The following is a 22,075-nucleotide window of genomic DNA, read 5'->3' as shown; positions in this document are numbered from 1 at the left end:
ACGCGAAGAAACTTGGCACACGAAGAAAGTTTGGACCGACCGATCATGCCGCATGCTTCTCCCTGGTGGACACCGGATGTCCATGCCGACCGGCGGCCGTTTCTGATCGGGCGCAACCGGATCCAATCGGCGTTGCGGCGATACTTCGACGAACGGGATTTCGTCGAGGTCGACACAGCGAGCCTGCAAGTATCGCCGGGCAACGAGGCGCATCTGCATGCCTTTGAAACGCAAGCGTTCGGCCACGACGGCGCCGCCCAGCCGCTCTATCTCCACACCTCGCCGGAATTCGCCTGCAAGAAACTGCTTGCCGCGGGCGAAAAGCGGATCGCCTGTTTTGCCCATGTCTACCGCAACCGGGAGCGCGGACCGCTGCACCATCCCGAATTCACCATGCTCGAATGGTACCGCGCCGGCGAGAGCTATGAGGCGCTGATGCGCGACTGCACCGAAATCCTCGCGCTCGCCGCCGAGACGACAGGCACGCGATCCCTCTCCTATCAGGGCAGGACCACCGATCCTTTTCTCGAACCCGAGCGGCTTTCGCTGGCCGAAGCGTTCGAGCGCTTCGCAGGCATCGACCTGCTAGCGTCGATCGCCGGGAACGGCGCGACCGATCGGGACCGGCTGGCCGCGGCTATGAGGGTTTCGGGCTTGCGCGTTGCCGGCGACGACACCTGGGCTGACCTCTTCAGCCGTGTGCTCGTGGAAAAGGTCGAGCCCAATCTCGGCTTCGGCCGGCCGACGATCCTCGGCGAATATCCGGTCGCCGAGGCGGCGCTTGCCAGGCCGACAGCACGGGACCGCCGCGTCGCCGAACGCTTCGAGCTCTATGTCTGCGGCGTCGAGCTTGCCAATGCCTTCGGCGAACTGACGGATGCCGCCGAGCAGCGCCGACGCTTCGAACTCGAAATGGCGGAAAAGGCGCGCGTCTATGGCGAGACCTATCCGCTCGACGAAGACTTCCTGTCGGCTCTCGCCATCATGCCCGAGGCGAGCGGCATAGCGCTCGGCTTCGACCGCCTGGTGATGCTGGCGACGGGGGCTTCGCGCATTGATCAGGTGCTATGGGCACCGGTCGCGGAGGCAAGCGCATGAGCGCTCAGCGCCCCATCAGAACGGCGCGCGAACTGGTCGACGCCGGCCTTGTCGCACCGGCGGCCGAAGAAGCGGTAGCGCGCGTGACCTCGCGCTATGCCGTTGCGATCAGTCCAACAATAGCCGACCTCATCGACCGCCAGGACACGGATGATGCGATCGCCCGGCAGTTCGTACCCGATATAGCCGAGCTGACGCAAACGCCTGAAGAGCGCGCGGATCCGATCGGAGACGGTGCGCACAGTCCGGTTTCCGGGATCGTTCATCGCTATCCGGACCGCGTGCTGCTCAAGGCCGTGCATGTATGCCCGGTCTATTGCCGCTTCTGCTTCCGCCGCGAAATGGTCGGGCCACAGGGGCTCGGTACGATTGCGCCTGCCGAGCTCGATGCGGCGATCGCTTACATCGCGGAACACTCCGAGATCTGGGAAGTGATCCTCACCGGCGGTGATCCGCTCGTGCTGTCGCCGCGCCGGCTACACGAAATCATGGAGCGGCTTGGCGCAATCGACCACGTCAAGATCGTCCGCTTTCACACCCGCGTGCCCGTTGTCGAACCGGGGCGCGTCGATGCCGAGCTCGTTCAGGCGCTGAAGGCCAGCGGCAAGACGACCTATGTGGCGCTCCACGCCAACCACCCGCGCGAGCTGACGCCCGAGGCGCGCGCCGCTTCTGCGCGTCTCATCGAAGCGGGCATTGTCATGGTGAGCCAGTCGGTGCTCCTCAAGGGCGTCAACGACGACGCGGCCGTGCTTGCGGAGCTCATGCGCGCCTTCGTCGAAACGCGGATCAAGCCCTATTACCTGCATCACCCGGATCTTGCCCCCGGCACAAGCCATTTCCGGCTGACGATCGAGGAGGGCCAGGCGCTCGTCGCGGCGCTTCGCGGCCGCGTCTCCGGGCTCTGCCAACCCACCTATATCCTCGATATCCCCGGCGGCCACGGCAAGGCGGTCGTCGGCGCAAGCACGATCGCGGCAGAAGGCGGCGGTTGCTACACGGTCACCGACTTCCGCGGAAACGAGCACGCCTATCCGCCGAGGGGATGACCTCCCGAAAAGATCTCTACAGCGCCGCACGTTCCGATCGGACGCGCTAAGATCGCTTCAGCACTTTGAATTGCCGCATGATTTTGTCCTAAAGCGATTCCGATTTAAGGAATCATGCAGTACCCACGTCACAGGCGTCCATGGTCAATCGTCAACTGATCGCAAGCATCAATTGACTGAGCAAATGGAGACAGACCATGACCGATAGCAAAGCCGTCCGTTACGAACAGGAGATCCCGGACGTGCTCGGCGCGCTCGCCGACGTGCACGACAAAATGGACAGCCATGGCCTCGACCGGACGATCCACCATCTGGTCCAGCTTCGCGCCTCGCAGATCAACCGCTGCGGCTTCTGCGTGAAGATGCACACGAAGGAGGCCCGTGCCGAGCGAACGGCTCGACCGCATCGTCGTCTGGGATCAGGTCGGCGATTTCTCCGAGCGCGAAAAAGCCGCACTTGCCTGGACCGAAGCCCTGACGGAACTCGAACCAAGGACGGATTTCGCAAGCTTGCGCGCCCGTCTTCGCGAGCACTTCAGCGACAACGAGATCAGCGTCATCACCTCGACCGTGGCGATGATCAACCTTTGGAACCGCATCCAGATTTCGAGGCACTGACATGGTTCGCAACGACAAGAGCGGCATGTTCGAGGAGGCGCGACCCCGCCTCCTCGGCCTTGCCTACCGCATTCTCGGCTCGCGCGCGGACGCCGAGGACGCCGTGCAGGACACGTTCCTGAAGTGGCAGGCGGCCGATCTTTCTGCGATCGAAACTCCGTCGGCCTGGCTCACCACCGCCTGCACACGCCGCTGCCTCGACCTGCTCAAGGCCGCCCACCGCAAACGCGTCGACTATGTCGGCGCGTGGCTGCCGGAACCGATCCACACCGCAAGCGACGACAATGTCGAGGAGAAACTCGCGCTCACCTCCTCGCTCACGACCGCATTCCTGCTGATGCTGGAACGGCTGACGCCCAAGGAGCGGGCAGCCTACCTGCTGCACGAGATCTTCGGTCAATCCTATGACACGATCGCCGAAGCGCTCGACATGCAGGAGGCAGCCACCCGCAAGCTGGTCTCGCGCGCAAAATCCAATATCGGCGTGGCCCAAACCCGACATACGACGCCGCGCGAACGGCAGGACGCGTTGCTCACCGCCTTCCACAAGGCCATTCACGGCGGCGATCTTGCCGGTCTCTCGGCACTGCTGTCTGCCGACGTGAAGCTGACCGCGGATGGCGGCGGCAAGGCAGCAACGGTACTCGGCACCGTTTCCGGCAAGGAAACCGTCATGGCCTTCATTGCCGAGCGCCTGACCGAATACTGGTCGCATTACCGATGGGAAACGGCACAGCTCAACGGCGGACGCGGCATCGTTCTACGGAGCGAAGGCGGCGACGACGTCGCCGCGACGGTTTCCTTCGGCTATGACGACAAAGGTCGGGTTTCCGATATTTTCATCGTCCGCAATCCGGACAAGCTCGCCAATCTCGACGAAACGGCCGTTCACTGAAATGGCCGCCGATCAACGAGGCTCAGACATGCTCGACAAGACAAAAGACGCTCCGGCCGCGTCCGACGCGGGGTGGATTACGCTTTTCTCCGGCGGGAACGCCATCCATTCGCTTGTGCTCAGCGGCGGCGTCGCCCTGCATGCGCTCAACATCTATATCGTCACGACCGTCATGCCATCGGTCGTACGAGACATCGGCGGGCTCGACTACTATGCCTGGAGCACGACGCTCTTCGTCGCCGCGTCCATTCTCGGTGCGGCGCTCTCGGCGCGGCTGCTCGATCGGGCCGGTGCCGGCGGCGCTTATGCGGTCGGCGCGCTGGTCTTCGGGATTGGCTCGCTCACATGCGCCGTTGCACCCAACATGGTATTGCTGCTTGCCGGCCGCGCCATCCAGGGCTTCGGCGGCGGACTTCTCTACGCGCTTGCCTACGGCGTCATCCGCATGGTCTTTCCGGCGACGCTCTGGGCGCGTGCGATCGGGCTCATATCCGCCACCTGGGGCACGGCGACGCTCATCGGTCCCGCCGTTGGCGGTGTGTTCGCCGAATATGGCGCGTGGCGGACAGCCTTCTGGTCGCTCATGCCCTTGACGGCACTGCTCGCGGTCCTCGCCCTCTCGACCCTGCCGCGGAGGACATCGGGCACGCGCGGTCCACTACCGCTGACGCAACTCACCCTTCTCATCGGCATCGTTCTGGTGCTGTCGGTGAGCGGAACCCGCACGGCGATCGGCGAACAGATCGCCGGTGTCGGTGCTGCGCTCGTGCTCTTTGCTATGCTTGTCGCCAGCGAACGTCGCGCGGCTGCGAGGCTGCTGCCGAAAGGCGCCCTCGACCCTCGCACGCCGCTCGCCGCGCTCTATGGGACCATTGCATTCGCGATGATCGGCATGCAGCCGGAGATCTACGTTCCCTATCTGCTGCAGGAACTGCACGGGCGGTCTCCCCTGGTTGCCGGTTATATCGCTGCGCTGATGGCGCTCGGCTGGACGGCTGGATCGATGACGAGCGCCCATTGGCAAGGCGGCCGCGCACGCAAGACGATCGCCGTCGGCCCTGTCTTCGGCCTCGCCGGCCTCCTGACGATCGCCGCCTTCATGCCGGTCATCTCTGCCGGCTTCGCCGCGATCGCCTTGCCGCTTTGCCTCGGCATCGCAGCCGTCGGCTTCGGCATCGGGCTTGCGTGGCCGCACATCGTCACGGCCGTCTACGGCGCGGCGCCTGCCGGTGAAGAGGAGAAGGCATCCGCAGCGATCACGACGGTTCAGCTCTTCACCGCATCTCTCGGCGCAGCACTCGCCGGCATGGCGGCCAACCTTGCCGGTATCGACGAGGGCACGGTGCAAGGCGCCACCTCGGCCGCGATCTGGCTCTTCGGGCTCTTCGCACTCGCACCCGCCTTGGGCATTATCGCTGCCGTAAGGGCCGGTCGTGAAACCGCAAATCGACATATGCTGAACCAAGAAATGGATTAGAGTCGGAACTCGAACATTGCGGGGATGCGCGCTCGCCGCGCGCAGCTCCGGTTTGCGAGGGCTTCTGCGGAGATGATCGAATTCATCGCCCGTCGATGTCGTTGGAGAGAGCCATGGCACCGGAGATTTGCTTCACTGGCGTCAAGGCAACCCCGCTGATCACGCTCCGGGCGAAGGCGGAGGAGAGCGCCATGCCGGACTCCGTCCTCCACGACCATTTCGCCGCCGCCGCGCTCGCGCGCATTGGCGAGGACCTTACGCACCTGAAGGTCGGCCACGACATGACGATCGCGATCGCGCTGCGCGCCTATTTGCTCGATCGCTGGACCACAGCCTTCCTCGACCGGCATCCGGATGCGACCGTCCTGCACCTCGGCTGCGGCCTCGACAGCCGCGTCTTTCGTGTCGGTCCGAAACCGCCGGTGCACTGGTTCGACGTCGATTTTCCCGACGTTGTCGCGCTGAGGCGGCGCCTTTACCCCTGCCGCGAGAACTATGCGATGATCTCGGCCTCGATCACCAGCGAGACGTGGCTCTGCCAATGTCCATCCGACAGGCCGGCGCTGATCGTCGCCGAGGGCGTTTTGCCCTATCTCGGGCAGAACGAGGTGCCGCTGCTTCTGCGCAGGCTCGTCGGCCATTTCCCATCCGGCGAGATCGCCTTCGATGCCTATAGCCGGCTCATGACCTGGTTGCTGAGCCTCAACCCCGCGATTCGTGCGACCGGCGCCGATCTTCATTGGGCGCTCGACGATCCGGCGGAACTCGAGCGGCAGGTACCGGGCCTGACGCTGGCGGAGGACCATGCGAGCTGGAGCAATACCGCGATTGCGCGCATGTCGCCGCCTGTGCAGATCGCGCTTCAGATGCTGAAGATGACCCCGATGCTACCGCCGATGGGGCGCCTGGTTCGCTATCGATTTTGACACGTCCGCACTGCCTGCGATGCCCCGATCAAGAAAAGGGCCGCGCGGCATGCCGGCGGCCCCTTCTCATGTCTGCGATTTCGCGGATCAGCTCTTGATCGGCGCGATCGAGATTTCGACGCGACGGTTCTGCGCGCGGCCGGCCTCGGTGGCGTTCGAAGCGATCGGCCGTTCCATGCCGTAGCCCATGGTCGAGATGCGCCGTTGGTCGATGCCGCGGCTGCCGAGGTAGTTGGCAACGGACGCCGCGCGGCGCTCGGAGAGACCCTGGTTGTGGGCGGCGCTGCCGGTCGAATCGGTGTGGCCGTCGACGTCGATCAGCGTCCGGTTGAACTTGCGCAACACGATCGCGACCGAGTCGAGCGTCGGGTAGAAGGGCGGGATCACCTGGTCGCGGTCGGTCGCAAAGGTGATGTTCGACGGCATATTGAGAATGATGCGGTCGCCCGCCCGCGTCACCGAAACGCCGGTGCCCTGCAGCTGGGCGCGCAGTTCCGATTCCTGCTGGTCCATGTAATTGCCGACCAGGCCGCCGCCGAGTGCGCCGATACCGGCGCCGACAAGCGCGGCATCGCGCCGTCCTGCGGCGCTGCCGCCGACCAGAAGGCCTGTTGCGGCGCCAAGGCCCGCGCCGATCAGCGCACCGCCCGCCGTATTCGACATCTTCTGCTCTCCCGTATAGGGATCGGTGGTGGTGCATCCGGAAAGGTACACGGCCGCAATGGCCAGGATGGCGCATTTCTTGATCATCGAATCGATTGTCCCCATTGGTGCTGAAGGTGCTTCATACTATCGATTAAGGCAGGAAGATGAAGAGGCATTCCGTTCGCGCTGCAACCGGCGGAATGCACCTTTATGTTGCACGCCGGCAACGGTCGCGGCAGCCCGACAAAATGGCCGAACGCCGCCATATTGCTGTCCAGAGCACCGGATAACCGATCCTTCACATGCCCGTGCTATACGGGCCCGCTGCATGGTTTGTTGGATCGGACCGATTTAGGACAAGCCCATGCAGCAGTTCAAAGCCTTATAGCGTTCTATTGTGCCTCTGAAACGGCGCACGGTGCTGCAAGGGCGACAGAAGCGGGGATGACAAGCATGGCGGTCGAGTTCGGCGACACGGAACGCAATCTCAGCGACACGCTGAACGACATGATCGCCTCGATCAAAGGCAATACGATCACGCTCCGCGAGCTGATGATCGAGATCGGCGAGCATGGTTTTCTGCTGCTTTGCGCCTTGCTGACGCTGCCGTTCCTGATTCCCGTTTCGATTCCCGGCGTCAGCACCGTCTTTGGGGCCGCGATCATCCTTATCTCGCTGGCGATCACCCTCAACCGCCTGCCCTGGCTGCCGCAACGCATTCTCGATCGTCAGATCGAAACCGAAAAGCTCGTGCCGACCCTGAAGAAGGGGGCGGCGCTCGTTTCAAAGCTCGACCGCTTCGTGCGGCCGAGACTGCGTTTCCTGACGCAGGGCGCCGTCATGAACCGCTTCAACGGCCTTATGATCATGGCCGGCGGCGTGCTCTTGATGTTTCCGCTCGGCCTGATCCCGCTGTCGAACACGCTGCCCGGCATCGCGATCCTGCTCTTGTCGCTCGGCATCATCCAGCGCGACGGCCTGATGGTGGCCGGCGGCTATCTTTTCCTGGTCGCAACCACGATTTATTTCGTCGTGCTTGCCTATGCAGCCCTTGCGGCCGGCCAGGGACTTTCCAGCTTCTTCGTTTCGTGAGCGGCGGGCCGGCAGGAAGCAGCCGTCGAAATCGGTCCGGATGCAAAGCCGGGCGATCAAAGCAATGAAATGATCTACGGCGCCGCGCGTCCAATCGGACGCGCAAAGGTCGCTGTAGCACTTTGAATTGCTGCATGATTCCTTAAATCGATTCCGATTTAAGGAATCATGCTGTAAGGCGCGAGATGCTTGTAGAAGAAAGTCGTGCCGCAATAGCGGCCGTCCGGCATCAGCGCATAGTCGGGAACGACGCCGGCGCGCAGCCAGCCGAAGCGCTCATAGATCGCCTCCGCCGGCTCGCCTGTGGCCGTATCGAGCACCAGCACCCGCCGGCCGCGCCTCATCGCTTCGATCTCCGCTCTCTCCATCAGGCGACGCGCAAGACCGAGACCGCGGGCGTCCCGATGTATGAGCAGCTTCTTGACATCGGCGCGGTGCGGCTGGTTGGGCATCGTGCCGATCCCGAGCTGTACCGTGCCGACCGTGCGGCCGTCGACCTCGGCGACGATGAGCACGACGTCGTCCCGGGCAACCGCGGCGGCGACGCCTTCCCAAAAGGGCGAGGCATCCTTTGGCGGAAACGGCTGCATGAACCCGACCGATGCGCCGCCTTCGACGCAGTCGGAAAGGATCTCGGCGAGCGCCGGCAGAGCGGCGCGGGTTTCTTCTTCGGCGAGCACGCGGATATTTATCTCGGGCATGGCTAGACCTTGGTGCGGCAGAGAATGACGGCGTAGCGGGCCGGCTCCTCATAGGGGTTGTGAAAGACATGGGCCTCCTCCAGTCCCATGAAGAGGCAGTCTCCCGCCTCGAGCAGATGGGAGCCGTCCTCCATCGTCAGTTCGAGCCGTCCGGAGAAGAGCCAGAGGTGCTGGCTGATGCCACGGTCCGCCGGCTGGCGCTCGAAGACGACGCGGGCGCTGGGCGGAAATTCGACCTCGACGATATCGACCGGCGAGCCGACGCCTTCCGGCGAAACGGACCGGCGCAGGTAACCGCTTTCGGGATCGCGCCAGAGTCGCTGCTCTGCCCTTCTGGCGATCGGCGAACTATCTTTGACATCGAAGGCGAAGAGCGCCGAGAGCGTCGTCCCGAGCGCGCTGCAAAGCTTCGCCAGGAGCTGTGCCGTCGGGCTCGCCTCGCCGCGCTCGATGCGCGAGATCATCGCGCGGCTGACGCCGGAGCGCGTCGCAAGATCATCCAGCGTGAGCGCCTGCTCGGTTCGCAGCTGCCGCACCCGCTCGCCAATGGCATGTTCGAGAGGATCGTTTACATTTTCCATTATCTGAGATTGCATTTCCCATATAGTGGAGTCAAGCCGCGGGGGACCATCAAATAAATTTCGCCCATGCCGCTTTGACGACAACGCGGCGACACATCCGGCGCTATGGTGCGGACGAACATTCAATTCGCAAAAGCGTTCTTCTTCAATAGCTTAGAAATCTCTTTTTCAGAGGGGCAGCATGGACGTCGCGCAAGCCAGGCACAAATCCCCTTCGTCGCTCACGTCGATCGCCAGCATCGTCGTCTCGATGACGGCAGTCGCAATCGGCAATGGGATGATGCTCGCCTATGTCCCCTTCGTGCTGACGCGGTCCGAGGCGCCGGACTGGGTCCCAGGCGCCGCGGTCACCGCCATCGCCTTCGGCGGGCTCGTCGGCTGCGTGATCGCCGGGCCGCTCATCCGCCGCGTCGGCCATGCCCGCGCCTTCTCCTGCTCCATGGCTCTCGTCATTCTCGCGGCACTGATGATCAGCCTTGGCGTCCATCCGATTCTCTGGGTGTTCGCGCGCTGCCTCTACGGCGCCGCCGGCAATACGAATTTCATCATCAGCCAGAGCTGGCTGAACCACGCCAGCGAAAACCATTGGCGCGGCAGGGCGATGGCGATGTTCTACATGGCCTATGTGATCGGTCTCGGTGCCGGCGCCTGGCTCTTCGGCCAGATCCCGGCGGACGGCAACCTTGCACCGATCATCACGATCTTCTTCACCACCATCGCGATCCTGCCGGTCGGCCTCACCCGTCTGCCGACGCCGCCAGCGCCCGCCAATGTCAGCATCGACATTCCGATGGCGTGGCGGAATTCTCCCGTCGCCTTCGTCGGCGTGCTTGCCGCCGGGGGTCTTTCCATGGTGGTGCAGGGCTTCACGCCGATCTACGCCGCCGCCAACGATGTCAGCCAGAAGGATGTGGCGGCGCTGATGTTCGTCATGCAGTTCGGGCTGATCTTCATCCAGTATCCGATGGGCGCGCTCTCCGACCGGATCGACCGCCGTATCGTTCTGATCGCCACCTGCGCGCTGATCGTCGCCGCTGGTTTCGCGGCACTCAGCGTTTCCTTCGCCAATCTCATCCTGCTGATGCTGGTCTTCGCGCTCTTCGCCGGCGCCGTCGAGACGATCTACTCGATCGCCAATGCGCACGCCAACGACCGCGCCGATCCGGCCGATTTCGTGCCGCTCGCCAGCACCATGCTCGTCGCCTGGTCGACGGCCGCAACGATCGTGCCGATGCTCGTTACCATGCTGACGCCCGCCCTGGGGCAGCACACATTCATCTACGCTGCAATGACCGTGGCGGTCCTCTACGCGGTTTTCGTGTTCCTGCGCCTCGGCAGCCGCAAGAGAGTTCCGCCGCAGCTCTGCGAAGGCTTCGAACTCAAGAGCGCGCAGGTGCCGAACGCCGGCGCGCTGATCGAGGCGGAAACGCGGTCCGAATAGGCGTGCGCGGCCGCCGGACTATAGTGAACGAAGTCTTCATTTCCCGCTTTGCGCCGCCTGATCGCGCTGCTATATGCGGCCCATGAGCACAACATCTTCCAAGACGCCCCTGTCGCACATCCGCAACTTCTCGATCGTGGCCCATATCGACCATGGCAAGTCGACGCTCGCCGACCGGCTGATCCAGTCGACCGGTGGCCTTGCCGAGCGCGAAATGTCCGAGCAGGTGCTGGACAGCATGGACATCGAGCGAGAGCGCGGCATCACCATCAAGGCCCAGACCGTGCGCCTGCACTACAAGGCCAATGACGGCGAGACCTATGTGCTGAACCTCATCGATACGCCCGGCCACGTCGACTTCGCCTATGAAGTCTCGCGCTCGCTTTCGGCGTGCGAGGGCTCGTTGCTCGTCGTCGATGCCAGCCAGGGCGTGGAAGCCCAGACGCTCGCCAATGTCTATCAGGCGATCGACAACAACCATGAGCTCGTCACCGTGCTCAACAAGATCGACCTGCCGGCGGCCGAGCCCGAGCGGATCAAGGAGCAGATCGAGGAAGTGATCGGCATCGATGCGTCCGATGCCGTATTGATCTCGGCAAAGACCGGGCTCGGCATTCCGGACGTACTCGAGGCGATCGTGCACAAGCTGCCGGCGCCGAAGAGCGAAGGCGGCGACACCGCTCCGTTGAAGGCGCTGCTCGTCGACAGTTGGTATGACGCCTACCTCGGGGTCATGGTTCTGGTGCGCGTCATCGACGGAACCCTGAAAAAGGGCATGACCATCCGCATGATGGGAACGGATGCGAAATACCAGGTGGAGCGCGTCGGCGTGCTGACGCCGAAGATGGTTGCGATGGATTCGCTCGGTCCCGGCGAGATCGGCTTCATCACCGCCTCGATCAAGGAAGTGGCCGATACCCGCGTCGGCGATACGATCACCGAGGACAAGCGGCCGACGGCCAAGGCACTGCCGGGCTTCAAGCCGGCCCAGCCCGTCGTCTTCTGCGGTCTGTTTCCCGTCGACGCCGCCGATTTCGAGGACCTGCGCTCCGCGATGGGCAAGCTGCGCCTTAACGATGCGTCTTTCTCGTTCGAAATGGAATCCTCCGCCGCGCTCGGCTTCGGCTTCCGCTGCGGCTTCCTCGGCCTTCTGCACCTTGAAATCATCCAGGAGCGGCTGGAGCGCGAATTCGATCTCGATCTGATCGCGACCGCGCCATCGGTCGTCTACAAGCTGTTCATGAACGATGGCTCAGAGCGTGAGCTTCACAACCCCGCCGACATGCCGGATGTCGTCAAGATCGCCGAAATCCACGAACCGTGGATTCGCGCGACGATCCTGACGCCCGATGATTATCTCGGCGGCATCCTGAAGCTCTGTCAGGATCGGCGCGGCATCCAGGTCGAGCTCACCTATGTCGGCAGCCGGGCAATGTTGACCTACGACCTGCCGCTCAACGAAGTTGTTTTCGATTTCTATGACCGGCTGAAGTCGATTTCCAAGGGCTACGCCTCCTTCGACTACCAGATCACCGATCACCGGGAAGGCAACCTTGTGAAGATGTCTATCCTCGTCAACGGCGAGCCGGTAGACGCGCTGTCGATGATGGTGCACCGCATGGCGGCGGAAAAGCGCGGCCGCGAAATGTGCGAGAAGCTGAAAGAGCTGATCCCGAAGCATATGTTCAAGATCCCGATCCAGGCCGCCATCGGCGGCAATGTGATCGCGCGCGAAACCATCTCGGCACTGCGCAAGGACGTGACCGCCAAGTGTTACGGCGGCGACGCTACCCGCAAACGCAAGCTTCTGGAAAAGCAGAAGGCCGGAAAGAAGCGCATGCGCCAGTTCGGCAAGGTGGAAATCCCGCAGGAAGCGTTTATCGCGGCCTTGAAGATGGGTGACGAGTGAGCGTTTGATGCGAGGCGTAATGGCGCCGGCAACAGCGCTCGCCTCTCAGAGACGCTCACGCTCCCCGAGCAAATAGCGCTTCGATATCCTGTCCATGGGCCGACCATCCCTGAGCGGGACTGCCTTGTCGACCTTGTAATCGACGAATCCCATCTTGCCGTAGTAGGCCAACCCGCTGGTGTTGTCCGCACGGATTGTCGCGTTGATTGCCAGAAAGCCCGCGGCGTGCGCATGCGCCTTCGTGGCAGTAAAAAGCGCTGTTCCGGCGCCGCGAACCTTCGCGTGAGGACGGGCGAAGGTTCCGATATCCACCCAACCATCCGGGAGGCCATCCCAGCGTTCCAATCCCTGAAAGGCACAGGGCCGCCCATCGGCATCCTCGGCAACATAGCAACTGACGAAGCCCGGACTTGTCAGGAAATGCGCGGCAAAGCTTTCGTCGGTAAACGGCACTTCGTGGGCGGTGGTGCCGCCGATCCGTATGATCTCGTTCAGAAACGCGCAAAGCGCCGGCACGTCCGCGGCGCGCGCCGGACGAACCTGTATCACCACGTTGTCGGCCATCGACAAAGCCCTCCTGTTCTTTTCTTCGGATCTCACCGCAGAACCCGCGCCGGATTCCCGACCACCGTCGCACCCGCTGGCACATGGCGCGTTACCACCGCGCCTGCTCCGACGATCGCGCCGTCACCGATCGTCACGCCGGCAAGGATGATGGCGCCGCCGCCGATCCAGACGTTTTCGCCGATCGTAACCGGGCGGGCGATTTCCAGCCCCTTACGGCGCAGCGCCGGATCCTTGTGGTGTTCGGCGCAATAGATCTGTACGCCCGGTCCCAGCATCGTGTCGCTGCCGATGACGACGGGAGCGGTGTCGAGGATGGTGCAGCCGGCGTTCAGGTACACGCGGGCGCCGAGCGTTATATTCATGCCATAGGCGCAATGGAACGGCGCCTCGACGAAAGCGTCCTCAGCCGCGCCGGCAAAGAGCGCTCTCAGGGCCGGGGCCATGCTGCCGCGCGCGTCCGGCAGCAGGGAATTGTGCTGGTGAACTGCCTTGCGGGCGTGATTGCGCAACTGATCGAGTTCCGGGTCGACACAGCAGTACCATGCGCCCGCGGCCATCTTTTCGCGCTCGCTTTGCCTCGCAGCCATCTCTGTCATCGATGTCCTATCCCTTCGCCTTGGCATGCGCCCGGTCCCGCCGCGCCAGGCTTTCCTTCGGCCACAGCGCCTGCATGTCGTAGTATTCGTCGAAAACTTGGGCGCCGTCCGGAAAGGGCACCCAGTCGAGTTTCGACCGCGTATAGATGTGCACGTCCGGCGGAAAGTCGGATGGCCGGTCGAGTGTTGCGATGCGGACGAAGGAGAGCCATTTGCGCCGGCCATAATCGCTCCAGAGCGCCGACTGGCAATCGGCGCAGCGATAGACGTCGTGCGGGCGGCCGCTCGAGGTCGGCAGCGTGACCATGACCGGCTCGCCTCGGAGGAGTTCGACGTTTTCCGCCTCCAGAATGCCGTTCAGCACGAAGGCGCTGCCCGTTTGCCGCTGGCAATCGCTGCAGTGACAGCAATGGACGAACATCGGCCGATCCCTCAGCCGATAGCGGATGCGTCCGCAAAAACAGCCGCCTTCGATCGCTTCGCTCATAGCCAAATCTCCTCCATCACGAAGCCGCCTTGCTGCCCAGCGGCGGCCGAGGATCGGTCGATCACTTCGTCGAACTCCAGACCGGCCGCCGCCTCCTGTCAGCGAGCAACAATGAACACGGCCGACACCACCGTTCAAGAGGCGATCATCCGGCCTTGACTTAGCCGTCGAACTTTCCGACTCTCCGCCCATGCTGACGCTTGCGATCCATTTCCGCTGTTCCTTCCGGGTCTGCCCTATCGCAGGAACCTGACCCCGGCCCGGATGCGTGCGCTCTCCGGGGAAGGGGAGCCTTTCGCATCAAACGTTCTGCGGCCATTCCGCAGGCCTCGATGCGCGAGCGCAAACATCTCACAGGAACAATCGCGATCATGGCGCCTCTACAGCGGCGCGCGTCTTATCAGACACGCAAAGGACGCTGTAGCACCTTCAATTGCTGCAGGTCTTTATCCCTAAATCGGCTCCGATTTAAGGAAACATGCGGTAGGCGACCATGCGCCCAAGCACGGATATCGTCATGGCGGACAAAGCAACCCGCAAGAAACTTCCACCGATCGTGATCAACGCCGAGGACCACGCGCGCCTTACCGCACTCGCCTCATCGGCTTTCGACCGCATCCCCGATGTCGCCGAAACCCTGCTTTCGGAGCTCGAACGGGCGCGCATCGCCACGCGTGATCTGCCGAAAGACAGCGTGCAGATGGGCTCGACCGTCACCTTCGATGCCGACAACGGCTTTGCCAAGGAGGTGACGTTGGTCTATCCCGGCGAGGCCGATATCGAAGCGGGCCGGATTTCCGTGTTGACGCCGATCGGCGCGGCGCTGATGGGTCTTTCCGTCGGGCAGTCGATCGATTGGCTCGATCGGGCGGGAAAGGTGCACCGCATGACGATCCGCGGCGTGGCGCCGTGAACCTTCGTCATGCGGGTTAATGCGCACCTTAATATACGCGCGGTGCTGTGGGGGCGGAGGGACGCGGCCGGCAAGCGGCCGCGTCACGGTCTAAGAGATCAGAACTGCTTGCCGAACCTGGCATCGACCGATTGGCTGTTGGCGCCACGGACAGCAAAGAAGAATGTGATCGCGGCCCAGAGGATCGATTTCTCGGCACCGCCGAGCCCCTGGCCCTGCACGATGCCGTGGAAATAGACGGTGACCAGCAGCACGATTGTCGCCGCGAAGGCAGCGGGGCGGGTCAGCAGGCCGATGGCGATGAAAATGCCGCCGAAGAATTCGGTGGCGGCGAGCAGCGGCGACCAGAAGGCGCCGGGATAAAAGCCCAGCCCTTCCACCATACCAACGGCACCGAAGGGATCGAGGATCTTGCCGTAACCGTGGGTGACGAGCAGAGCGCCTGCAAGCACGCGCAGCAGCGTTTCGGCGAAGGTGTCGAGCGGCAGGTAGATCTTTTCGAGTGCCGGCAGGATCGCGCGCGGGCGGGCTGTCGTAGCGGTGGTGTCGGTCATGATTTCCTCTGGACTCGTTGCACTGCAGCAATTCTCTTGCCGGCTGGCGCTCGCAATACAAGGTTCCCCCGATAAAAACATGACTGTAAAAGTTGACATGTATGTGAAGAGAGCGTGAAAGGCCGGTTGTTACCACCCCGGAGCACCGATATGGTTGGAGCGCATGCGCGAACAGGAAACCTGAGATGAGCGAAAAGCCCCGCGTCACGATCCTCTATTGCACCCAGTGCAACTGGCTGCTGCGCGCCGGCTGGATGGCGCAGGAGCTGCTGTCGACCTTTGCTGATACGCTGGGCGAAGTCGCGCTTATCCCCGGTACCGGCGGCAATTTCGAGATCCGTGTCGATGGCGAGCTCGTCTGGGAGCGCAAGCGCGATGGCGGTTTCCCCGGGCCGAAGGAACTGAAGCAGCGAATCCGCGACGTGATCGAGCCGGAGCGCGATCTCGGCCACGTCGACAGGAGCTGAGCCTGGACTTCGGCATCATCTCCGGCGTCTTTGCGGCGGCCTTCCTCTCGGCGACGCTGCTCTTCGGTCTTTCGGAAGCGGCGATCGTCGCAGCGGCGCTTGCGGGCGAGACAAGCCGCACCGCCCTCTTCCTGGCGCCGACCGCGGGCAACGTGCTTGGCGCCACCGTCAACTTCGGCCTTGGCCGCTTTCTCATTCGTTTTGAGAACCGCCGCTGGTTTCCGGTTTCGGCGACGGCGCGGAAAAGAGCCGAGGCGCTCTTCCGGCGCTACGGCCAGCCCGTCTTGCTTTTTTCCTGGCTGCCAGTCGTCGGCGATCCGTTGACGCTTGCCGCCGGCCTGCTAAGGACGCCGCTCACGCTGTTTCTGATCTTCGTGACGATCGGCAAGGCGGCGCGCTATGCCATCGTCCTGTGGCTGATGCCGTAAACGTCAGCTATGGGCGAAGATGTCCGTTTCTTCCCAGCCGAGCAGGTCGAGCTTGGCGCGTGTCGGCAGGAAGGTGAAACAGGCTTCGGCATGCTCCATGCGGCCATCGCGCAAGAGACGCGCCATCAGCTTGTCGCGCAGCGCATGGAGGTGAAGCACGTCGGAAGCGGCGTATTCGAGCTGTGCCGGCGAGAGGATGTCGGCTGCCCAGTCCGACGACTGCTGTTGCTTGGAAATATCGACGTCGAGCATTTCTTTCAGGTTGTCCTTGAGCCCGTGCCGATCGGTATAAGTGCGCGTCAGCCGTGAGGCGATCTTGGTGCAGAAGACCGGGGTCGTCGTGACGCCGAAGGTGTGGAAAAGCACGGCGATATCGAAGCGTCCGAAGTGGAAGATCTTCAGGCGCGTCGGGTCAGCGAGCATGGCAACAAGGTTCGGCGCCTGCTTCTGTCCGGCGGCGATCCGGATCACGTCAGCGGTGCCGTCGCCTGGTGAAAGCTGCACCACGCAAAGGCGGTCGCGGCGTGGGACAAGGCCCAGCGTTTCCGTGTCGATCGCGATAGCGCCCGTGTAGCGGGCGGCATCGGCCGCGGAAATATCGCCTTCGTGGAACCTTATTGTATTCGCCATCGAAAATCCCCAGATGAATTTAGCAAGTGAATTGGAACACAGTTGGCCTATAGCGCAAGTTTGCCAGAGGCAATACCGTACATTCTCCCGTGCGGCCCTGCCGATCCCCTTCCCGAGAAAGCCCCGAGAGCATGATTTCGCTTCGATCCGTCCTGGTGCCTGCCTCCACCGCCTTCCTCCTGAGCGTTTCGACGGGCGCTGCGGTCGCGACGCAACGCGCGCCGCAGTTGGCTCAAGCCTACTATGACCTTCCGGGCGTGCGGGCCGAGGATCCGCTGCGGGATCCGCCGAGGGTGGCTTGCGAGCAGGTCTTCGTCGATCGCTGGGCGCCATTCGAGTCCTCGCGCGGGCCGGGCTACGACACGGTCTACAAGTGCCGCGAGGGCGACGGCCCGGCTTTTCGGGGAAGTCGATTGCCGCCCTCACTGGAGCGGCAGAAGCGGGGTTTGGGCTATTAACCGGCTGTCCCACGCGAGCTCCACGTAAGCAATTGCTTACGTTTCGGATCCAACCCGCGTCTCTAACCTACGGCTGCCGCGCCAATTAACAAGTTCTATGCAAACGCCGTGCAATGCTGCAAAGATTGGCGGCGAACTTACAGACGGGAAAACGCATGCGCGGCTCCGACGAGAACAGGCACCCCGCGATCTGGACGCACTCTCTCCGATCCCTGTTTGCCCTCGTGATGGTTGCGATGCTCATCGTGGTATCCGCCACGCTGGTCGGCCTTGATTACCGCCGGTCGCGCAATGCCGCGATCGAGGATGCCGAAGCCAGCATGCGCGCCTTCGTCAGTCGTCTCGTCGACCGGCTCGGGGTCCTTTCGGGTGACACATCGGCATTGGTCGGCCTTGTCGCATCGGTGGCCAATTCCTTCCTTGTGCCGCCGCCGGAACGGCAGAACGACAAGATCGCGATTCTGCGCGAAGGCATCATGCGGTCTCCGCATATCGACGGGATCTATGTTGGCTATCCCGATGGCAGGTTCTTCCAAGTCGTCGATCTGACGATGCCCGCGTGGCGCATGGCGCTCGATGCGCCACGCGGCGCGATGCTTGCCGTGCGCTCGATGGAAAAAGACGCCGAAGGAAAGCCGGTCAACCGCCTCCTGTTCCTCGATGCAGCCGGCATACACTTCGCCGAGCGCCGAGCGACACCGACCGGCTTCGACCCGCAAACCCGCCCCTGGTATCAGGCCGCTGTCGGCGGGAAAGCTCCCGTGTCGATCGGACCTTACGAAATGGCCACGACCGGCAAGCTGGGAATGACGATATCGCAAGCCCATCACGGAAACGGAAAAATCGTCATCGGCGCGGACGTCGTTCTTGACACGATCACCGACTTCCTCTCGCGCGAGCGGCTCACCGACGGTTCCGTTTCATTCATCCTCGACGCGGTCGGACGGCCGATCATCCACTCTGATCCCGCCATGATGCGGCGTATCATGGCGGCTAAACAGAAATATGACCCGGTCGCTGCGCCGCAACACGATCCCCTCGTCCAAAGCATCCGGCTCAATCCCCCTCCCCCGGGCAAGGCGAGCTTCGTCGACGTCGGCGATCGCACTTATCTTGTCATGGTGACGCCGCTGGCGTCGGCCTTGCTGCTTTCCGGGCATCGGGTCGTCGTCGCCGCCCCGCTTGACGAACTGATGGCGACCGCCAACTCCGTCCTGCTCCAGGGCCTCGCGGTCTCGGGTGCCGTCGTGGTCCTCGCCGTCCTCAGCGCTCTCGTTCTCGCGCACCTGATTACGAAGTCCCTCCATCAGCTGACCGCCAGTGCCAACCGCCTGCAGGATCTGGACTTCACGACACCGATCGACGTGCCCTCGCGCGTCACGGAAATCTCGACGCTGAACGGCGCGATGAACAAGGCCCGCGACGCGATCTCCACCTTCGCGCTCTATGTGCCCAAGGAACTGGTGCGCCGGGGCGTCGAATCCGGGCAATTCACCGGCCGCGCCGCCTGGCGCCAGGAGGTGACGGCGCTTTTCACCGACATCTACGATTTCACCACCATCAGCGAGCGCCATGCGCCAGAGGACGTGGTGGCAATGCTTTCGGAATATTTCGATATTTTCAGCGAGATGGTCGACGCTCACAGCGGCACGATCATCCAGTTCCTCGGCGACTCGGTCTTTGCCATGTGGAACGCACCGGTCGCCGACGAACGACATGCCGAACATGCCTGTCGCTGCGCCCTCGCCGTTGAGGAAAGGCTGCGGGCATTCAACGAAAAACAAAAAGCAAGGGGCCTACCGGAATTCCGCACGCGCTTCGGAATTCATACCGGGATGGCGGTTGTCGGCAGCGTCGGCGCGAAGGAGCGGCTGCAATATACGGCGATGGGCGACACGGTAAATGTCGCCTCTCGGCTTGAAGGCATGAACAAGGATTTCGCCACGACGATCATGGCGAGCGGCGCGGTCGTTGCCCAATGCAAGGACGTCATCGCATTCCGCCCGCTCGGCGCAGCGCAGGCCAAGGGACGGGCCACGGCCCTCGACGTCTACGAGGTCCTGAGCGCGAGCCCCGTCGTCGAAGTAAAAAGGGTGGAAGCGCAAACCGGAACTGCAGCCTAGAGTGCCGTGCGTTCAGATGAACGCACAAAGGACGCTCTAGCACTTTGATTCTAGACTTATCCGCTTTCAGTGACTCTACCCGAAAGCGGGATGCTCTGGGCATCAGCGGCAAGTCCCACCTCGCAGGCAACAAAAAAACCCGGATAACCGGGCTCTTTTTGCGTTTCACGACCGCGAGAGGCAGTCTGAAATCGGGAATGGTGCCCAGAAGAGGACTCGAACCTCCACGCCTCGCGGCACAGGTACCTGAAACCTGCGCGTCTACCAATTCCGCCATCTGGGCGACGGACCGGCATGTAAAAGGCCGGGGGCGAAGTGTCAACAGGCATTTTTGAAGTTTTCACACCCGGACGCGAAAAAGCACCGCGGAGAGGCGCCGCTTCGTCGTGCCCCGCCTTCCGCGGTCCGCTCAGGTTAGTTCAACCCGCAAGGACAGGGCGAGAATTTCAGTGACATGAGTGCCGCTGAGGCGCATGCTTCCTCCGACGGCTGATCGGCGCGGAAATCCGGCGGCTCAGCACGCGTGCGCGCGATCCGACGTCACGGAATAAACCAAACAAGACAAACGTTTATGGAGCAGGGACAAACCGGAAAGCAAGTCTTTCGGAAAGTGAGGAAAAATGACGGGATTTCGGAATTTCGTTATGAGCTGCGCGCTGGCGGCCGCCTCTATGATCCCCCCTGTCGCGCCCGCCCAGGCCATGCCGCGTCCGGTGCTCGATATAGCAGTCGGGTCATCCGCAGATGTCCAGACCGTCACCCATCGCGGCCGGGGCTATTATCCGCGCTGGCGGGGTGGTTATTATGGCGGCTGGCCGGGCTATCATCCCGGCTATCGCCGGGCCGGCATCAGCTTCTATTTCGGGCCGGGCCCCGGATACTATCCGCGGCGCTACTACTACGGGAACCGGTATTATTACGGGACCCGCTATTACGGTCCGGGCTATTACCCCGGTTACTACCCCTACCGATATAATCGCGGCTACTATCCGTACCGATACCACGGCCCCGGTTATTACGGCCATCGGTATTACCGGCCTGGCTATTATGGGGGCTTCGCCCCTGGCTGGTAACGCTCGCTCGAACGAGGCGCGGCGGCAGCTTTCGCCGGGCCTCGTTGGTTTTTGAAGCTACGAACGGGCAGACTGCCGCGTCGGGCATCGCAGAAGCGCGGTCTCGAGGCGGGTCGTGACCGCCTTCGGAAGGCCGTAGCTGCGCATCGCGGCTGTCGCGCATGCCGCACATCCCGCGCTGTGCCGCTTCCTGAAGGCTGACATCATTAAGGCGCAGTTAACTTCGGCCGCCTATCGTTTCAGACCGGTACAATCAGATGGCGGATTGAAACGATGCTGCTTCCGACACAGCAGGCAAGCGCGACCGTCTCGACCACACTCGTGGGTTCGATCATCGAGGACATCGAAAAGCGTCGCGCAGAGGAAGAGGAAAAGGCGAAAGCCACCAAGGAGGACAAGATCCTCAAGGCGCGGATCAAATCGGACGAGGCGCAGAAGGCTGCCAACGACAAGATCAACAATCACTTCTTCAATCGCGCCGTGGTCGACGTCACCGAGCTCAAGCTGGAACTGATCGGCAAGCTGGGCGAACTCCTCGACCTCGAGCGCGCGGATGGTCAATCCGCCTATGCCTATGGCCGCCAACTCGAAGAGGCGCTCTCCGGCCTGCAACCCGAGCAGGTCCGCATGGTCGAGAAGACGCTCGGCCTCGACGCGCTCGACCTCTCGCTTGCGGCGTCCTGGCCGCGATCAAGAACCCCTATGGCACGGAAGACGACAAGCTTGAGGCCGCGCTGCAAACCAAGACGCATGATGGTGGCCTCACCGCCATCGAAACGGCGAAGGTCCTGCAGCGGTTGAAGGATGCCGCCAATCCGAAATCGCTTGAGGAACTGAAACTCGAACGGACCGAAAGCGATCCGACGCGCGTCGAGGATGAGGAAACCCATGCCGAGCGCGAAAAGGCGATCCGCGCGCTCGAGGCGAAGGACAATCTCGACGACGTCAAGGAGCTTCACGAGGCTGTAAAGAAGCGGAACGAGGTTGCCGCCGACATCGACGCCGGGAAGACCCCGCCAGACGGGCAAGGCGTCGATGCGACCGAGATGCTGACGGTTCTCGCCGCTGGGGCCGAGGTCGCCGAAACGCAGGCGCGAAACGACGGTAGCGACCACCGGCAGGCCACGCTGGAGAGCCAAGGCAGCGAGCGCGACAATGCCGGCATCACGGAGGAAGAAGCGAGCCTCATGGCAGCACTCCACGAGGACGGCTCACAGCAAACCCAGCGGGCGACGGAGGCCCGGGATTTGTTCGTTCTTCACGTCGACGAGGACGGCATCTACGATTTCATCAGGCGCAAGTTGGCTGGATCACAATGATGCTCGCATCGAGCCGATCGGCAATATG

General features: G+C 62.9%; 24 protein-coding genes, 1 tRNA gene and 2 pseudogenes. 18 read left to right on the top strand and 9 right to left on the bottom strand.

The features are described 5' to 3' along the window. Positions 1–45: 45 nt before the first annotated feature. The 7 genes and pseudogenes from epmA (at position 46) to QN224_RS01060 (ending at position 6,063) form a co-directional block, all read left to right on the top strand. Complete coding sequence (gene epmA / locus QN224_RS01090; RefSeq protein ID WP_283975217.1) at positions 46–1,098, top strand: EF-P lysine aminoacylase EpmA; 1,053 nt, start codon at positions 46–48, stop codon at positions 1,096–1,098. Beyond that, a complete protein-coding gene (locus QN224_RS01085) occupies positions 1,095–2,147 on the top strand; it encodes a lysine-2,3-aminomutase-like protein (protein WP_283975216.1) in 1,053 nt (350 codons plus the stop codon). The genes epmA and QN224_RS01085 overlap by 4 nt, the downstream gene beginning before the upstream one ends. Positions 2,148–2,422: 275 nt before the next feature. Then, positions 2,423–2,491, top strand: a pseudogene (locus tag QN224_RS34040) (carboxymuconolactone decarboxylase family protein); the annotation flags it as partial. Between the two features lie 37 nt (positions 2,492–2,528). Then, the gene (locus QN224_RS01075) at positions 2,529–2,765 is read left to right on the top strand and encodes a hypothetical protein (RefSeq protein ID WP_283976111.1); all 237 of its coding nucleotides are present in this window, start codon (positions 2,529–2,531) and stop codon (positions 2,763–2,765) included. 1 nt (position 2,766) lies between these two features. Then, positions 2,767–3,660 (top strand): RNA polymerase sigma factor SigJ, encoded by an 894-nt coding sequence (sigJ, locus tag QN224_RS01070; protein ID WP_283975215.1) that lies wholly within the window; start codon positions 2,767–2,769, stop codon positions 3,658–3,660. Between the two features lie 28 nt (positions 3,661–3,688). Next, the gene (locus QN224_RS01065) at positions 3,689–5,137 is read left to right on the top strand and encodes an MFS transporter (RefSeq protein ID WP_283975214.1); all 1,449 of its coding nucleotides are present in this window, start codon (positions 3,689–3,691) and stop codon (positions 5,135–5,137) included. 113 nt (positions 5,138–5,250) lie between these two features. After that, complete coding sequence (locus tag QN224_RS01060; protein WP_283975213.1) at positions 5,251–6,063, top strand: class I SAM-dependent methyltransferase; 813 nt, start codon at positions 5,251–5,253, stop codon at positions 6,061–6,063. Between the two features lie 87 nt (positions 6,064–6,150). On the opposite strand, the gene QN224_RS01055 is transcribed toward QN224_RS01060, so the two are convergent. Continuing rightward, on the bottom strand, positions 6,151–6,813 hold the full coding sequence (locus tag QN224_RS01055) for an OmpA family protein (protein ID WP_173511239.1): 663 nt from the start codon (positions 6,811–6,813) through the stop codon (positions 6,151–6,153). 348 nt (positions 6,814–7,161) lie between these two features. Here QN224_RS01055 and QN224_RS01050 point away from each other — a divergent pair, with 348 nt between their 5' ends. Beyond that, positions 7,162–7,800 (top strand): exopolysaccharide biosynthesis protein, encoded by a 639-nt coding sequence (locus QN224_RS01050; RefSeq protein ID WP_283975212.1) that lies wholly within the window; start codon positions 7,162–7,164, stop codon positions 7,798–7,800. A gap of 158 nt (positions 7,801–7,958) precedes the next feature. On the opposite strand, the gene QN224_RS01045 is transcribed toward QN224_RS01050, so the two are convergent. After that, the gene (locus QN224_RS01045; RefSeq protein ID WP_283975211.1) at positions 7,959–8,501 is read right to left on the bottom strand and encodes a GNAT family N-acetyltransferase; all 543 of its coding nucleotides are present in this window, start codon (positions 8,499–8,501) and stop codon (positions 7,959–7,961) included. Positions 8,502–8,503: 2 nt separating this feature from the next. Then, on the bottom strand, positions 8,504–9,082 hold the full coding sequence (locus QN224_RS01040) for an XRE family transcriptional regulator (protein ID WP_283975210.1): 579 nt from the start codon (positions 9,080–9,082) through the stop codon (positions 8,504–8,506). 181 nt (positions 9,083–9,263) lie between these two features. Between QN224_RS01040 and QN224_RS01035 the strand changes: the two genes are divergently transcribed. Then, positions 9,264–10,523, top strand: coding sequence for an MFS transporter (locus tag QN224_RS01035; protein WP_283975209.1), 1,260 nt, complete (start codon positions 9,264–9,266; stop codon positions 10,521–10,523). 73 nt (positions 10,524–10,596) lie between these two features. After that, positions 10,597–12,432 carry a translation elongation factor 4 gene (gene lepA, locus QN224_RS01030; protein ID WP_173511244.1) on the top strand — a complete coding sequence of 612 codons (1,836 nt, stop codon included), beginning with the start codon at positions 10,597–10,599 and terminating at the stop codon, positions 12,430–12,432. A 45-nt stretch (positions 12,433–12,477) separates the two neighbouring features. On the opposite strand, the gene QN224_RS01025 is transcribed toward lepA, so the two are convergent. Genes QN224_RS01025 through QN224_RS01015 form a run of 3 tightly spaced genes read right to left on the bottom strand, consistent with a single transcriptional unit; the run spans position 12,478 to position 14,082 of the window. Next, positions 12,478–12,996, bottom strand: a complete 519-nt coding sequence (locus tag QN224_RS01025; RefSeq protein WP_283975208.1) for a GNAT family N-acetyltransferase — start codon at positions 12,994–12,996, stop codon at positions 12,478–12,480. A gap of 32 nt (positions 12,997–13,028) precedes the next feature. Next, a complete protein-coding gene (locus QN224_RS01020) occupies positions 13,029–13,586 on the bottom strand; it encodes a sugar O-acetyltransferase (RefSeq protein WP_283976076.1) in 558 nt (185 codons plus the stop codon). Between the two features lie 16 nt (positions 13,587–13,602). Beyond that, positions 13,603–14,082: a GFA family protein gene (locus QN224_RS01015; RefSeq protein WP_173511246.1), complete on the bottom strand. Its 480-nt coding sequence runs from the start codon at positions 14,080–14,082 to the stop codon at positions 13,603–13,605. A 517-nt stretch (positions 14,083–14,599) separates the two neighbouring features. Between QN224_RS01015 and rnk the strand changes: the two genes are divergently transcribed. After that, positions 14,600–14,995: a nucleoside diphosphate kinase regulator gene (gene rnk, locus QN224_RS01010; protein ID WP_283975207.1), complete on the top strand. Its 396-nt coding sequence runs from the start codon at positions 14,600–14,602 to the stop codon at positions 14,993–14,995. Positions 14,996–15,093: 98 nt separating this feature from the next. Here the strand turns inward: rnk and QN224_RS01005 are convergent, their stop codons facing one another. After that, the gene (locus QN224_RS01005) at positions 15,094–15,549 is read right to left on the bottom strand and encodes a DoxX family protein (protein ID WP_173511248.1); all 456 of its coding nucleotides are present in this window, start codon (positions 15,547–15,549) and stop codon (positions 15,094–15,096) included. A gap of 185 nt (positions 15,550–15,734) precedes the next feature. On the opposite strand from QN224_RS01005, the gene QN224_RS01000 reads away from it, so the two are divergent. Both QN224_RS01000 and QN224_RS00995 read left to right on the top strand, forming a co-directional pair. Next, positions 15,735–16,016 (top strand): SelT/SelW/SelH family protein, encoded by a 282-nt coding sequence (locus tag QN224_RS01000; RefSeq protein ID WP_026622927.1) that lies wholly within the window; start codon positions 15,735–15,737, stop codon positions 16,014–16,016. Positions 16,017–16,099: 83 nt separating this feature from the next. Beyond that, on the top strand, positions 16,100–16,444 hold the full coding sequence (locus QN224_RS00995; protein ID WP_283976075.1) for a VTT domain-containing protein: 345 nt from the start codon (positions 16,100–16,102) through the stop codon (positions 16,442–16,444). Between the two features lie 3 nt (positions 16,445–16,447). On the opposite strand, the gene QN224_RS00990 is transcribed toward QN224_RS00995, so the two are convergent. After that, positions 16,448–17,074, bottom strand: a complete 627-nt coding sequence (locus tag QN224_RS00990) for a ribonuclease D (RefSeq protein WP_173511249.1) — start codon at positions 17,072–17,074, stop codon at positions 16,448–16,450. Positions 17,075–17,205: 131 nt separating this feature from the next. On the opposite strand from QN224_RS00990, the gene QN224_RS00985 reads away from it, so the two are divergent. Both QN224_RS00985 and QN224_RS00980 read left to right on the top strand, forming a co-directional pair. Further along, positions 17,206–17,532, top strand: coding sequence for a hypothetical protein (locus tag QN224_RS00985; RefSeq protein WP_283975205.1), 327 nt, complete (start codon positions 17,206–17,208; stop codon positions 17,530–17,532). A gap of 155 nt (positions 17,533–17,687) precedes the next feature. Further along, positions 17,688–19,655 carry an adenylate/guanylate cyclase domain-containing protein gene (locus QN224_RS00980; RefSeq protein WP_283975204.1) on the top strand — a complete coding sequence of 656 codons (1,968 nt, stop codon included), beginning with the start codon at positions 17,688–17,690 and terminating at the stop codon, positions 19,653–19,655. Positions 19,656–19,853: 198 nt separating this feature from the next. Here QN224_RS00980 and QN224_RS00975 read toward each other — a convergent pair. Then, positions 19,854–19,938: transfer RNA gene (locus QN224_RS00975), tRNA-Leu, on the bottom strand. A 337-nt stretch (positions 19,939–20,275) separates the two neighbouring features. Between QN224_RS00975 and QN224_RS00970 the strand changes: the two are divergent. From QN224_RS00970 to QN224_RS00960, 3 genes and pseudogenes are all read left to right on the top strand, one after another. After that, a pseudogene (locus tag QN224_RS00970) lies at positions 20,276–20,725 on the top strand (hypothetical protein); the annotation flags it as partial. Between the two features lie 276 nt (positions 20,726–21,001). Next, entirely contained in the window at positions 21,002–21,529 is a 528-nt protein-coding gene (locus QN224_RS00965) for a hypothetical protein (RefSeq protein ID WP_283975202.1), read from the top strand. Next, complete coding sequence (locus QN224_RS00960) at positions 21,526–22,047, top strand: hypothetical protein (RefSeq protein WP_283975201.1); 522 nt, start codon at positions 21,526–21,528, stop codon at positions 22,045–22,047. Before QN224_RS00965 ends, QN224_RS00960 begins: the two co-directional genes overlap by 4 nt. The last annotated feature ends 28 nt before the right edge of the window (positions 22,048–22,075 follow it).

Source organism: Sinorhizobium sp. 7-81 (assembly GCF_030124405.1).
Lineage (GTDB): Bacteria > Pseudomonadota > Alphaproteobacteria > Rhizobiales > Rhizobiaceae > Sinorhizobium > Sinorhizobium psoraleae.
The sequence above is the reverse complement of the archived record's forward strand: the minus strand, read 5'-3'. Positions and strand labels throughout refer to the sequence as shown.

What these genes read in the sequence shown, in the direction of transcription:
- epmA (WP_283975217.1), top strand. Translation starts at nt 46, where the DNA reads ATGCCGCATGCTTCTCCCTGGTGGACACCGGATGTCCATGCCGACCGG.
- QN224_RS01085 (WP_283975216.1), top strand. Translation starts at nt 1,095, where the DNA reads ATGAGCGCTCAGCGCCCCATCAGAACGGCGCGCGAACTGGTCGACGCC.
- sigJ (WP_283975215.1), top strand. Translation starts at nt 2,767, where the DNA reads ATGGTTCGCAACGACAAGAGCGGCATGTTCGAGGAGGCGCGACCCCGC.
- QN224_RS01065 (WP_283975214.1), top strand. Translation starts at nt 3,689, where the DNA reads ATGCTCGACAAGACAAAAGACGCTCCGGCCGCGTCCGACGCGGGGTGG.
- QN224_RS01060 (WP_283975213.1), top strand. Translation starts at nt 5,251, where the DNA reads ATGGCACCGGAGATTTGCTTCACTGGCGTCAAGGCAACCCCGCTGATC.
- QN224_RS01055 (WP_173511239.1), bottom strand. Translation starts at nt 6,813, where the DNA reads ATGATCAAGAAATGCGCCATCCTGGCCATTGCGGCCGTGTACCTTTCC.
- QN224_RS01050 (WP_283975212.1), top strand. Translation starts at nt 7,162, where the DNA reads ATGGCGGTCGAGTTCGGCGACACGGAACGCAATCTCAGCGACACGCTG.
- QN224_RS01045 (WP_283975211.1), bottom strand. Translation starts at nt 8,501, where the DNA reads ATGCCCGAGATAAATATCCGCGTGCTCGCCGAAGAAGAAACCCGCGCC.
- QN224_RS01040 (WP_283975210.1), bottom strand. Translation starts at nt 9,082, where the DNA reads ATGGAAAATGTAAACGATCCTCTCGAACATGCCATTGGCGAGCGGGTG.
- QN224_RS01035 (WP_283975209.1), top strand. Translation starts at nt 9,264, where the DNA reads ATGGACGTCGCGCAAGCCAGGCACAAATCCCCTTCGTCGCTCACGTCG.
- lepA (WP_173511244.1), top strand. Translation starts at nt 10,597, where the DNA reads ATGCGGCCCATGAGCACAACATCTTCCAAGACGCCCCTGTCGCACATC.
- QN224_RS01025 (WP_283975208.1), bottom strand. Translation starts at nt 12,996, where the DNA reads ATGGCCGACAACGTGGTGATACAGGTTCGTCCGGCGCGCGCCGCGGAC.
- QN224_RS01020 (WP_283976076.1), bottom strand. Translation starts at nt 13,586, where the DNA reads ATGGCTGCGAGGCAAAGCGAGCGCGAAAAGATGGCCGCGGGCGCATGG.
- QN224_RS01015 (WP_173511246.1), bottom strand. Translation starts at nt 14,082, where the DNA reads ATGAGCGAAGCGATCGAAGGCGGCTGTTTTTGCGGACGCATCCGCTAT.
- rnk (WP_283975207.1), top strand. Translation starts at nt 14,600, where the DNA reads ATGGCGGACAAAGCAACCCGCAAGAAACTTCCACCGATCGTGATCAAC.
- QN224_RS01005 (WP_173511248.1), bottom strand. Translation starts at nt 15,549, where the DNA reads ATGACCGACACCACCGCTACGACAGCCCGCCCGCGCGCGATCCTGCCG.
- QN224_RS01000 (WP_026622927.1), top strand. Translation starts at nt 15,735, where the DNA reads ATGAGCGAAAAGCCCCGCGTCACGATCCTCTATTGCACCCAGTGCAAC.
- QN224_RS00990 (WP_173511249.1), bottom strand. Translation starts at nt 17,074, where the DNA reads ATGGCGAATACAATAAGGTTCCACGAAGGCGATATTTCCGCGGCCGAT.
- QN224_RS00985 (WP_283975205.1), top strand. Translation starts at nt 17,206, where the DNA reads ATGATTTCGCTTCGATCCGTCCTGGTGCCTGCCTCCACCGCCTTCCTC.
- QN224_RS00980 (WP_283975204.1), top strand. Translation starts at nt 17,688, where the DNA reads ATGCGCGGCTCCGACGAGAACAGGCACCCCGCGATCTGGACGCACTCT.
- QN224_RS00965 (WP_283975202.1), top strand. Translation starts at nt 21,002, where the DNA reads ATGCTGCTTCCGACACAGCAGGCAAGCGCGACCGTCTCGACCACACTC.